We start from the raw sequence: 11,479 nt of genomic DNA on the forward strand, positions 1-11,479 counted from the left end.
GAGGATCGATGTCGTAGCGGGGTGGGTGGTGCGGACCGTCGCTCCCGCCGAGGGCCCGGCGACTCCCGCTGGCCGCTACGCGTCCAACCCGCGAGAGCCGCCGGGCGGCCTGCGTGAGTGGTGACGCCCGAACCCCGGGTCGCCCGGTGGGGTCAGACAGGTAGCCGGTAGCCGCGTTTGACCACGGTCTGGACCACGCCGGGCAGGGCCAGACCGGCGCGGAGACGGGCCACCGCCATCTCGACCGCGTGCTCGTCGGCGCCCCGGGGCAGCGCCTGCAGCAGCGCCGCCCGGGACAGGACACGGCCGGGGGATTCGGCCAGGGCCCGCAGCACCGCCATCGGGGCCGGGGCCAGCTGGCGCAACTCGCCGTCCACGATCGCCGCGTGTCCGCGGAGGGTCAGCGCATGACCGTTGATCTCCAGATTGACCGCGCGCCGGGGCAACTCGTCGACGACGGTCCGGACCAGCGCACTGAGCCGGGCCCGTCCGGGCGTGACGGCCGGCACACCCTGCCGGCGCAGCGGTTCCGCGGTGACCGGCCCGACACAGGCGGCCATCACGTCGGCGCGCAGTGCGTCCAGCAGGGCGTCCGCGCCGGTCCCGGCCGCGCGCAGCACCGCCTGGACGGCGGCCGCCGAGGTGAACGTCACGGCGTCCACCAGCTTGGCCATGATCAGGTCGACGAGGCGGTGCAGCGGGGCCGGGTCGGCCGGCGGCGCCCAGCGGTAGACCGGCGCCTCGATCACCCGGGCGCCGGCGGCGACGAGCGCGGCGGTGTACTCCGGCTGACTCTCGCCGTGCAGCTGCATCGCGACGGTCAGCCCGGTCAGGCCGCGGGCGGTCAGGTGGTCGACGACCTCCTCGTACCCCTCGCCCTCGGGTGACCAGTGATCCTTCAGGCCGGCGGCACGGACCGCGGCCCGGGCCTTGGGCCCGCGGGCGACCAGGTAGGCGCGGCCGAGCACCGCCCGCAGCGGTTCGGCGAGCCCCCAGCCCTCGGCGGCCTCCAGCCAGCCGCGCATGCCGATGCCGGTGTTGACCAGCACGATGTCGGGTGGATCGTCGAGGCAGGCGCGGGTGGCGGCGCGCAGCTCGGCGTCGTCGGCGATCGGGACGATGCGCAGCGCGGGGGCGATCACCACGCGGGCGCCGCGGGCCTCGAGGAGGGTGGCGAGCTCGTCCTTGCGGCGGTCGGCGGTGACGCCGATCGTGTATCCGGACAGCGACGCCGCCGGTTCGGCAAGCGCGGCCGCGGTCAGCACCGTCCGTCGTGTGCCCGGGGTTCGGTCGATCATCCGATCCCCGGGGCGAGAAGTCGCGGCGTGGCCGAACGGTCCACCGAAGGGCACGCTCGAAGCCCGCCGTCCTCAGCGTCGACCCGCTCCCATGTCACGCCTGCGTTCTTCGCCGTGCCTCCGTCCGGGGCACGCCGCGACTCCTCCTCGCCGAACCGGCGAGCCGGCCCGGCGGACATCGTCAGGTCCGTCCTCAACCCTGACGATGGTCCTCCCATGGAACGCCCGGAGCCGCGGCGTCGGCCATAACCGGGCCGCGTAGTCTTCGGGTCGCCTCCATTGGCCATGCACCGAAGCGTGCCGGGGGCGAATTTCGGTCGAGCGTCCCTTTTGTTTCAAGCCTGCTAAGAGGCGTCGGGGTGACTTGACCCACCCGCTTCGGGGGCGTTCGTCGCATCGAGTATGCTTGCCTCGTTTGGGGTTCCGCCAGGGCTGAGTGTTTGCAACCAGAACGCTCGCCGGGTTCCTAGTGCCCTAGACACTGCCTGTTTTGACCACGCGCCGCGTAGCCGGGTACTGTTGCCTGCTGTTGTGCGACTGTTGCGAGTGGTCCCTATGCGGGGTCGCTTGACGCATCGACTCGATGCGACCAGCGCGCGCCCCAGACCGACGACGAGACAAGGTAATTCTGTGCGTACGTACAGCCCGAAGCCGGGTGAGATCGAGCGTCAGTGGCACATTATCGACGCTTCTGACGTCGTTCTGGGCCGCCTGGCTACCCACACCGCCACTCTCCTGCGCGGTAAGCACAAGCCGACGTTCGCCCCTCACGTCGACACCGGCGACTTTGTGGTGATCATCAACGCTGGCAAGGTCGCTCTGACCGGCAACAAGCGGCAGACCAAGGTCGCCTACCGCCACTCCGGTTACCCGGGTGGTCTCAAGCAGATCGGCTACGAGGAGCTGCTCACCAAGCGCCCCGAGAAGGCGATCGAGCTGGCGGTCAAGGGCATGCTGCCGCACAACAAGCTCGCCCGCCAGATCATCAAGAAGCTGAAGGTCTACCCGGGCGCTGAGCACCCGCATGCTGCCCAGCAGCCGCAGCCGTTCGAAATCACCCAGATCGCGCAGTGAGCGCGGGAGAAGGCACCAGCATGACTGACATCATCGAGCCCGAGGTCGTCGAGACCGTCGAGGAGCCCGCTGAGACGGTCGTCGTCGTCGAGACGGCCGCGCCGGCCCCGGTCCGCGCCCCGCGTCCCGGTGACCGTCCCGTCCAGACCGTCGGCCGCCGCAAGGAGGCCATCGTCCGGGTGCGCCTCGTGCCCGGCAGCGGCAAGATCACCTGCAACGGCCGCGACCTCGAGAACTACTTCCCGAGCAAGGTCAACCAGCAGCTCATCCGTGAGCCCCTGGTGACGGCCGAGCGCGCCGAGCAGTTCGACGTGATCGCGAACCTGCGTGGCGGCGGCATCACCGGCCAGGCCGGTGCGCTGCGTCTCGCCATCGCCCGCGCCCTGATCACCGTCGAGCCCGACGACCGCCCCGCCCTGAAGAAGGCCGGCTTCCTGACCCGTGACGCGCGCGTCAAGGAAAGCAAGAAGTACGGTCTCAAGAAGGCCCGTAAGGCTCCGCAGTACTCGAAGCGCTGATTTTTGCGCCGCTTCTGATCGACGGCCGAGTGCACCCCCGTCTCACGGGGGCTGTGCTCGGCCGTCGGTGTTTCACCGCGGGGCCGTCGTGGTTTCACCGCGGTCGTCGCCGCTTCACCGCGGGGCCGTCGATGTTCCACCACGAGGGCCATCGCTGTTTCACCGCGGGGGCCGGCCACAGCCCCCGCTGTTCCGCCTCGAAGGCTCAGCACAGCCGTCGTTGCTCTACTTCACTTCCCTCCCCAACTAGCCGTTCCGGTACTCCTGAACAGCGGCACCCTTGTTGCAGGCTTGAGGTCAGCGTGTTACCGGCGAAAGGAAGCCGTTATGGGGCGACTCTTCGGCACGGACGGCGTTCGCGGACTGGCGAACGGCGACCTGCTCACTCCGGAGTTGGCTCTGCAGGTCGCCGTCGCGGCCGCCAGAGTCCTGGTCGAGACTGACAGCAGTCACCAGCCGATGGCCATCGTGGGACGTGACCCGCGGGCCAGCGGCGAGATGCTGGAGGCCGCCGTCGTCGCCGGCCTGACCAGTGCCGGGGCGAACGTGGTGCGGGTCGGCGTGCTGCCCACACCGGCGGTCGCGTTCCTCGTCGGGGAGACCAACGCCGACCTGGGTGTGATGCTCTCCGCATCGCACAACGCCATGCCCGACAACGGCATCAAGCTCTTCGCCGCCGGCGGCACCAAGCTGCCGGACGAGCTGGAGGAGCGCATCGAGAAGGCGATCGAGGACGGGCACGGGCTGGTCGGCCGTCCCACCGGAGCCGGCATCGGCCGGGTCCACGACCTGCTCGACGGCGACGCGGCGTACATCAAACACCTCGTCGACTCGATCCCGCACCGGCTGGACGGCATCAAGGTCGTGGTGGACTGCGCGAACGGCGCGGCCAGCGAGGTCGGGCCGGTGGCGTACCGCGAGGCGGGCGCCGAGGTCATCGCGATCCACGCCGAGCCGGACGGCATCAACATCAACGAGAACTGCGGCTCGACCCACCTGGACAAGGTGCGCGAGGCCGTGATCCGTGAGGGCGCCGACCTGGGCCTGGCCCACGACGGCGACGCCGACCGTTGCCTGGCCGTCACCGCGTCCGGCGAGGTCGTCGACGGCGACCAGATCATGGCGATCCTGGCGCTGGCCATGCGCGACGCCGGCACCCTGACCGGCGACACGCTCGTCGCCACGGTGATGAGCAACCTGGGCCTGCGGATCGCGATGAAGCAGTCCGGCGTCAAGCTGATCGAGACCAAGGTCGGCGACCGGTACGTGCTGGAGGAGCTGCAGAGCGGCGGCCTGGCGCTGGGCGGCGAGCAGAGCGGGCACATCGTGATGCCGGAGTTCGCCACCACCGGCGACGGCGTGCTGACCGGCCTGCACCTGATGGCGCAGGTGGCGTCGTCCGGCAAGTCGCTCGCCGACCTGGCCTCGGTCGTGCACACCCTGCCGCAGGTCCTGATCAACGTGAAGGTCGGCGACCGGGAGGCCGGCGCGGCTGCCCCGACCGTGCAGGCCGCGGTGGCGCTCGCCGAGGCGGACCTGGGCGAGACCGGCCGGGTGCTGCTGCGTCCGTCCGGCACCGAGCCGCTGGTCCGGGTGATGGTGGAGGCCGCGACCGAGGAGAAGGCGCGCAGCGTCGCCGAGGTCATCGCGGAAGAGGTCCGGTCGGCCAGCCCGGCCTGACCGATCCTGATCTGACGAACGGCCCCGGAGGACGCCTCCGGGGCCGTTTCGCACGTCAGGTCAGGGATTTGAGACGGCGGACCGCCTCGTCGATCACCTCGGACCGCTTGCAGAAGGCGAACCGGATCAGGTGCCGGCCGGCCTCCTGATCGTCGTAGAAGACCTGTGTCGGCACGGCCACCACCCCGCCACGACGGGGCAGATCGCGGCAGAACTCGACACCGTCGACGCCGCCCAGCGGACGGATGTCGGCGGTGACGAAGTAGGTGCCCTCGGACGGCAGCACCCGCAGCCCGGCCTCGGTCAGCCCGGCGACCAGACGGTCCCGGCGATCCTGCAGGCCGGCGGTGAAGTCGTGGAAGTAGTCGTCCGGCAGTCCGAGCGCCACCGCCACGGCGGGCTGCAGCGGCGCGGCGTTGACGAACGTCAGGAACTGCTTGACGCGCAGCATCGCGGAGACGAGCGGCGCGGGGCCGGTGGCCCAGCCGACCTTCCAGCCCGTACACGAGAAGGTCTTGCCCGCTGAGGAGATGCGCAGGGTGCGTTCGCGCATGCCGGGCAGGGACGCCAGTGGCAGGTGCGGGGTGGCCGCGTCGGAGAAGACCAGGTGCTCGTAGACCTCGTCGGTGACGGCGTGCACGTCGTGTTCCTGGCAGAGGTCCGCGATCAGCTCCAGCTCGGCGCGGGTGAAGACCTTGCCGGTGGGGTTGTGCGGCGAGTTCAGCAGGACCAGGCGGGTCCGCGGGCCGAACGCGGCACGGAGCTCGGCCTCGTCGAACACGAACCGCCCGTCCGGCCCGGGACGCAGGGTGACCGGCCGGCGGACGGCGCCGGCCAGGGCGATCGAGGCCGCGTACGAGTCGTAGTACGGCTCGAAGCAGATCACCTCGTCACCGGTCTCGCAGAGGGCCAGGACGGTGGCGGCGACCGCCTCGGTGGCGCCGGCCGTCACCCCGACCTCGGTGTCCGGGTCGCGGGTCAGGCCCCAGAACCGCTGCTCGTGGTCGGCGATCGCGGCGCGCAGGGCGGGGATCCCGGGCAGTGGCGGATATTGGTTGGCACCTGAGGCCAGCGCCTCGGCCGCCGCGGCGAGCATCTCGGGCGGACCGTCGGTGTCCGGGAAGCCCTGTCCGAGATTGACCGCGCCGGTGCGGACCGCCAGCGCGGACATCTCGGAGAAGATCGTGGTCCCGAACGGGCGCATCCGCTGGACCAGCGGATCTCCCGGCTGCGCTGTGGTCACCGGTCTCCTCGATGTCGTGAGGCGTGGTCCGACGCTCACGTCACCGGTCTTCTCGATGCCGTGGGGCGTCGTCCGACGCTCAGTCGAACACGAACTTGTTGCAGGTCGTGGTGGCCCAGGCGCCGTTGGCCGACCGTTGTGCCGCGATCTCGCCGTCCATCGTGGCCTTGCAGGCGATCTCGCCGTCGTCGCCGCCGCTGCGCTGCGCGGTGATCGAGAGCAGTGCGGGCACCTGCACCGTGGCGGTGAACGTCCACGGCAGGTCGACGTCGTCGAGGACCTGGGGTGCACCGCCGAGCTGCTCGGTGTAGAGGATCTTGGCTGGTCCGTCGCCGGTGACCTCGTAGGTGACCTTGATCTCCCGGCCCGCGCCGATGCCCGGGATGTCGGGCAGCCCGGTGGGCAGATCGGTCGGCAGGTCCGTCGGCAGGCCGGTGGGGAGATCGGTGGGCAGACCGGTCGGGAAGCCGGTGGGCAGCGTCGGGTCGAGGATCGGCGCGACGGCCTCCTTCGCCGAGTCGACGGTGTTGCGGACCAGCAGCACCCCGGAGGTGATCACGCCGCCGCAGAGCAGCACCGTGATGGCCACGATCACGGCGATCAGCGGGGCGTTGCTGCGCCGCGGCGGGGGCGGCGGGGCGTACCCGGGAGGGGCGTATCCCGGCGGCGGGTATCCACCCTGGCCGTACCCCGGCGGGGGTGAACCGGGCGGGGACGCGGTGCCGTAGTCCGGCGGGTGGCCCGGCGGCGCGTAGTTGACCGGCGGGAACGACGAGGTCGGCGGGTAGTCCCCGGCGGGTGCTCCGGTCGGCGGCGCGTAGGGCGCGGGCGGGAACTGCGCCGGCGGGAACTGCGAGGTGGCGGGATCGCCGGACGGCGGTGTGGCCTGACCCGGATTGAACTGCGGCGGACGGGGCGGCTGGGGCGGCTGGGGCGGATCGCTCTGGTCGCTCATCTGTCCTCCCGGTCGGGCCGCCGTGACGGTGCCGTAGCCGACGGTACGTCAGTCGCGCACCGTCCCCGTCACCCACCCATACGGATGACAGGCGTACGCGGCTGTTCCCCGGGCGTCCGAGTTTGCCGGGACGAGCTGACCGATGGGAGGATGCCCGATGTTCCGATCAGATGGGATGCTCGAAAGTGCGCCCCACGAGCATGACGGATGAGCGAAAGTCGGTTACGCTGCCCGTCATGTGTGGGATCGTGGGTTACGTTGGCAATCGACCGGCATTGAGTATCGTCCTGGACGGGCTCCGCCGTCTGGAGTACCGCGGATACGACTCCGCTGGAGTCGCCGTCATCAACGGCGGCAGCGTCCTGACCGAGAAGAAGGCCGGCAAGCTGGCCAACCTGGAGAAGGCGCTCGCCGAGCGCGCCACGGACGGCATCGCCGCCGGCGTCACCGGCATCGGGCACACCCGCTGGGCCACCCACGGCGGCCCCACCGACCGCAACGCCCACCCGCACCTGTCGGCCGACGGCCGGGTGGCGGTCATCCACAACGGCATCATCGAGAACTTCGCCCGGCTGCGCGCCGAGCTCGAGGCGACCGGCGTCGAGTTCCACAGCGACACCGACACCGAGTGCGCGGCCCACCTGCTGGCCGCGGAGATGCGGGCGCTGCGCGAGTCCGGCGCCCAGGACGGGCCGGCCCTGCTCGCCGAGGGCATGCGCCACGTGGTGAGCCGCCTGGAGGGCGCGTTCACGCTGCTCGCCGTGGACGTCGACGTGCCCGGCGCGGTGGTCGCCGCCCGGCGCAACTCGCCGCTGGTGGTCGGCCGCGGCGACGGTGAATACTTCCTGGCCAGCGACGTGTCGGCGTTCATCGAGCACACCCGCGAGGCGATCGAGCTGGGCCAGGACCAGGTCGTCCTGATCACCCCGGACGCCATCGAGATCACCGGCTTCGACGGCACCCCGGCGACCGGCACCGAGTTCCACATCGACTGGGACGCCTCGGCCGCGGAGAAGGGCGGCTACGACTACTTCATGCTCAAGGAGATCGCCGAGCAGCCGCAGGCCGTCGCCGACACGCTGCTGGGCCGCCTCTCCGAGCGCGGCGAGATCATCCTGGACGAGGTCCGGCTCACCGACCAGGACCTGCGGGACGTCGACAAGGTCTTCATCGTCGCCTGCGGCACCGCCTTCCACGCCGGCATGGTCGCCAAGTACGCCATCGAGCACTGGGTCCGCATCCCGTGCGAGGTGGAGCTGGCCAGCGAGTTCCGCTACCGCGACCCGATCCTGGACCGCTCCACGCTGGTGATCGCGATCAGCCAGTCCGGCGAGACCATGGACACCCTGATGGCGCTGCGCCACGCCAAGGAGCAGAAGGCCCGCGTCCTGGCGATCTGCAACACCAACGGCTCCACCATCCCGCGCGAGTCGGACGCGGTGCTCTACACGCACGGCGGCCCGGAGGTCGCGGTCGCCTCCACCAAGGCGTTCCTCACCCAGCTCGTCGCCTGCTACCTGATCGGCCTGCACCTGGCCCAGATCCGCGGCGTGATGTACGCCGACGAGGTCGCCGCCGTGGTCTCCCGCCTGCGCCGCACCCCGGACAACCTGCGGACGCTGCTCGACGGCATGGAGGACGTGCGGGCACTGGCCCGGGACCTCAAAGAGGCCTCGACGATCCTGTTCATCGGGCGGCACGTCGGCTTCCCGGTGGCCATGGAGGGCGCGCTCAAGCTCAAGGAGCTGGCCTACATGCACGCCGAGGGCTTCGCCGCCGGCGAGCTCAAGCACGGCTCGATCGCCCTGATCGACCAGGGCACGCCGGTGGTCTGCGTGGTGCCGTCACCGCAGGGCCGCGGCGTGATGCGCGACAAGATGGTCTCCAACATCCAGGAGGTCCGGGCCCGGGGCGCCCGCACCATCGTCATCGCCGAGGAGGGCGACGACGACGTGGCGCAGTTCGCCGACCACCTGATCCTGGTGCCGCACACCCCGACCCTGCTGGCGCCGCTGATGACCACGGTTCCGCTGCAGATCCTGGCCTGCGAGATCGCCGCCGCCCGCGGCCACGACGTGGACCAGCCCCGCAACCTGGCGAAGTCGGTCACCGTCGAGTGATGCGCCGGTGAGCCGCGGCTCACCGGCCTTCCACGGGTGTGTCGCCCAGGGCCAGGGTGGCCAGGGCATCCAGAGCCGGCCGTCCGGGTTCCCAGTAGCCCAGGTGGCCGGCTTCCGGCTGACTGGCGAAGACCCGTCCGCCGAACGCCGGATCACTCGGGTTGGTGCCGAACCACAGATCCCGCTCCGGCCGGCCGAAGGCGAACGCCGGCCCGACCACCGGTACGGCCCCCGAGATCGCCAGGTCGCGGGCGAGTCCGGCCGGGGCGAGCGCGGCGTACTGGATGACGTCGGTCCTCGACGTCGACGACCAGACCTGGTCGGCCGGGACACTCAACTGCTCGGCTGATCGCACGCCGACCCCGGGCGACCCGACGAACACCAGCCGATCGGCCTCCAGCGGTCCGGTGGCGGCCTCCCCGACGACCAGCGAGCCGTAGCTGTGCCCGAGCACGGTCTGCACCGCCGCCGGGCCCTCGTGGGTGACCCGCAGACCCTCCTGGAACCGGCGCAGACCGGCCGCACCGGCGATCGCCTGCCGGTCGGAGAACGCCTCGTCGAGGAAGTCCGGGGCGTCGTAGTCCAGCCACAGCACGGCGCTCGCCGCACTCGCCGGTCCCAGCTCCGCCGCCCGGTCGGCGACCCGCCCGGCCCGGGTCAGCTCACCACCGATCGAGGCCAGACCGGAGGTCATGCCCGGTACGTGGGTGAGCACCGACCGCGACCGGTCCGGATCACCGAGCGCCACCACGGCCCGGCCCTCACCGGCGACGTCCAGGCCCACCAGGTAGGCCCGGCGTCCGGTGTCGTCGCCGAGCCGGGCGTCCAACTCGTCCAGGCCGTCGCGTAGTCCGCGGTCGGCGGTGCCGGCGCGGTGGTCCGGGAGCAGCAGCCGGTTCGCCAGGTCCCGGTCCGCGATCGGGATGCCGTCGGTGGACCCGAGCGGGCCCGGTTCGGTGACCAGCAGCCAGTTGCGTTCCGCCGGAGTCAGGCCGGCCCACCAGCGGCGGACCTCGGCCGGCGACGCGGTGCAGCCGGGCCGGCCGGCTCGGTGGGGCGCGGCGGCCTCGGGGGAGAGCTCGTGCAACCGGGCGGCAGCGGACTCGTCGGCGTCGGCGGCGACCGTCAGGGCCGCGGCGAGGTCGGCCGCGGCCAGGCCCGCGGCGGCGGAGACCGAACCCGCCGTGGTGGCCGAGGCCGAATCCGCTGACTCCGGTGAACGGGACCGGACCGTGCCGGTGTCGTCGATGATCAGGCCAGCGGCTTCGGCCCGGGTCCGGGCCCGGTCGAGCAGTGCCCGGGCCCGGTCGAGCGCCGCGGCGAACTCGCTGAGCGCCTGGTCGGCCCGCCAGCAGAAGAGCCGGAACAGGGTGAGACGCCGTCGTAGCCCGCGCAGCCGGGACCCGGCGGCCGTGGCGGTGGGACCGGACCAGATCGCCCGCAGGCCCGCGGCGAGCGGCTCGAACTCGGCGGCCAGCACCCCGGCGACGGCCGCCCAGCGGCGCCAGGACAGCGCGGCCGCCCACCACCGGCCCGGATCGGTGACCCTCAACCGGGCGTAGACGACAGCGCTCACCGGGTCACCCGCAACCGTGCGTGGACGAGGGTGCTCACCGGGTCACCCGCAACCGGGCGCGGACGAGGGTGCTCACCGGGTCAGCCGCAGGCGGGTGGCGGCTCGGGCGTCGGCCTCCTCATACGCCCGGGCGGCGGCGGTGATCCGCTGAGCGGTCTCGGCGGTGTCGTCCCCGATCAAGGCGAGCGACCGGCGGGCGGCGCCGGCGGCGAGATCGGCGGCGGTGGCGGTGGCCCAGCGGGGAGTCGTCTCGGTGTGCGGGGCGGCGGCACCGGCGCCGTCCAGTCGACGGGCGGTCGCTTCGACGTCGGCGGCGTGCCGGCGCAGGTCGGCGGTGTCGGCCTGAAAAACCGTGTCGGCCTGAAAAACGGAAGCGGTGTCGGCGTGCGGATCGGGATTCATCGGCGGCCTCCGGTGGCGAGGTGGGCGGGTGGGACGTACGGGATGGGGATGCGCCGACGGTAGGGGCCGGGCCGGGGCGCCGGGGCGGCCCTGTGGACAGCCCACCGGGCGCCGGGATCCGGTTGTCCACAGGCCTTGTGGACCTGGTCGGTGCCGAGGTCTGGGCGGTGCGGTGCGGTCACTCGTACGCTGGAAGCAGCCGGACCCACCGCTAGGGTGACCGGTGTGATCGTGTCTGTCGGCATCGACGTCGTCCTGGTGGAGCGTTTCGCCCGTGCCCTGGACCGCACCCCGCTGCTCGCTGACCGCCTCTTCACCGAGGCCGAACGCGTCACCGGATCCGGTGGTCCCCGGTCCGCGGAGTCGCTGTCCGCGCGGTTCGCGGCGAAGGAGGCCGTGGCCAAGGCTCTCGGCGCGCCGGCCGGTCTGCGCTGGCACGACTGCGAGATCGTCACCGATCCGGACGGCCGGCCGTGGTTGACCGTTTCCGGTACGGTCGCCGCCGCGGCGACCGCGCGCGGGATCGGGCGGTGGCATCTCTCGCTGTCCCACGACGGCGGGATAGCGTCCGCAATGGTGGTCGCGGAGACCGGGACTTGACCCCTGGGAGGGC

The 11,479-nt window shown here is 72.1% G+C and carries 10 protein-coding genes; 5 read left to right on the top strand and 5 right to left on the bottom strand.

Annotated features, from left to right (window positions below):
- Positions 1–152: 152 nt before the first annotated feature.
- A complete protein-coding gene (locus WH85_RS24345; protein WP_083449226.1) occupies positions 153–1,298 on the bottom strand; it encodes a uroporphyrinogen-III synthase in 1,146 nt (381 codons plus the stop codon).
- 630 nt (positions 1,299–1,928) lie between these two features.
- Here WH85_RS24345 and rplM point away from each other — a divergent pair.
- From rplM to glmM, 3 genes are all read left to right on the top strand, one after another.
- Positions 1,929–2,372, top strand: coding sequence for a 50S ribosomal protein L13 (rplM, locus tag WH85_RS24350; protein ID WP_045744307.1), 444 nt, complete (start codon positions 1,929–1,931; stop codon positions 2,370–2,372).
- A gap of 20 nt (positions 2,373–2,392) precedes the next feature.
- Positions 2,393–2,890 (top strand): 30S ribosomal protein S9, encoded by a 498-nt coding sequence (gene rpsI, locus WH85_RS24355; protein ID WP_045744308.1) that lies wholly within the window; start codon positions 2,393–2,395, stop codon positions 2,888–2,890.
- Positions 2,891–3,217: 327 nt separating this feature from the next.
- Complete coding sequence (gene glmM, locus WH85_RS24360) at positions 3,218–4,570, top strand: phosphoglucosamine mutase (protein ID WP_045744309.1); 1,353 nt, start codon at positions 3,218–3,220, stop codon at positions 4,568–4,570.
- A gap of 55 nt (positions 4,571–4,625) precedes the next feature.
- Here the strand turns inward: glmM and WH85_RS24365 are convergent, their stop codons facing one another.
- Together WH85_RS24365 and WH85_RS53800 are read right to left on the bottom strand one after the other, a co-directional pair.
- Entirely contained in the window at positions 4,626–5,813 is a 1,188-nt protein-coding gene (locus WH85_RS24365) for a pyridoxal phosphate-dependent aminotransferase (protein ID WP_083449227.1), read from the bottom strand.
- A 79-nt stretch (positions 5,814–5,892) separates the two neighbouring features.
- On the bottom strand, positions 5,893–6,768 hold the full coding sequence (locus WH85_RS53800; RefSeq protein ID WP_052720770.1) for an MmpS family transport accessory protein: 876 nt from the start codon (positions 6,766–6,768) through the stop codon (positions 5,893–5,895).
- A gap of 236 nt (positions 6,769–7,004) precedes the next feature.
- On the opposite strand from WH85_RS53800, the gene glmS reads away from it, so the two are divergent.
- Positions 7,005–8,888 carry a glutamine--fructose-6-phosphate transaminase (isomerizing) gene (gene glmS / locus WH85_RS24375; RefSeq protein WP_045744311.1) on the top strand — a complete coding sequence of 628 codons (1,884 nt, stop codon included), beginning with the start codon at positions 7,005–7,007 and terminating at the stop codon, positions 8,886–8,888.
- Positions 8,889–8,907: 19 nt separating this feature from the next.
- Here glmS and WH85_RS24380 read toward each other — a convergent pair whose 3' ends face one another.
- Positions 8,908–10,464 (bottom strand): alpha/beta hydrolase, encoded by a 1,557-nt coding sequence (locus WH85_RS24380; protein ID WP_045744312.1) that lies wholly within the window; start codon positions 10,462–10,464, stop codon positions 8,908–8,910.
- Between the two features lie 72 nt (positions 10,465–10,536).
- On the bottom strand, positions 10,537–10,866 hold the full coding sequence (locus tag WH85_RS24385) for a hypothetical protein (RefSeq protein ID WP_045744313.1): 330 nt from the start codon (positions 10,864–10,866) through the stop codon (positions 10,537–10,539).
- A 225-nt stretch (positions 10,867–11,091) separates the two neighbouring features.
- On the opposite strand from WH85_RS24385, the gene WH85_RS24390 reads away from it, so the two are divergent.
- Positions 11,092–11,466: a holo-ACP synthase gene (locus WH85_RS24390; protein WP_045744314.1), complete on the top strand. Its 375-nt coding sequence runs from the start codon at positions 11,092–11,094 to the stop codon at positions 11,464–11,466.
- Positions 11,467–11,479 lie beyond the last annotated feature (13 nt).

The organism is Actinoplanes rectilineatus, from assembly GCF_000962825.1.
Taxonomy (GTDB): Bacteria; Actinomycetota; Actinomycetes; order Mycobacteriales; family Micromonosporaceae; genus Actinoplanes; species Actinoplanes rectilineatus.

Excerpts from the sequence above, each read along its gene's own strand:
- WH85_RS24345 (WP_083449226.1), bottom strand. The coding sequence starts at position 1,298 with ATGATCGACCGAACCCCGGGCACACGACGGACGGTGCTGACCGCGGCC.
- rpsI (WP_045744308.1), top strand. The coding sequence starts at position 2,393 with ATGACTGACATCATCGAGCCCGAGGTCGTCGAGACCGTCGAGGAGCCC.
- glmM (WP_045744309.1), top strand. The coding sequence starts at position 3,218 with ATGGGGCGACTCTTCGGCACGGACGGCGTTCGCGGACTGGCGAACGGC.
- WH85_RS53800 (WP_052720770.1), bottom strand. The coding sequence starts at position 6,768 with ATGAGCGACCAGAGCGATCCGCCCCAGCCGCCCCAGCCGCCCCGTCCG.
- glmS (WP_045744311.1), top strand. The coding sequence starts at position 7,005 with ATGTGTGGGATCGTGGGTTACGTTGGCAATCGACCGGCATTGAGTATC.
- WH85_RS24385 (WP_045744313.1), bottom strand. The coding sequence starts at position 10,866 with ATGAATCCCGATCCGCACGCCGACACCGCTTCCGTTTTTCAGGCCGAC.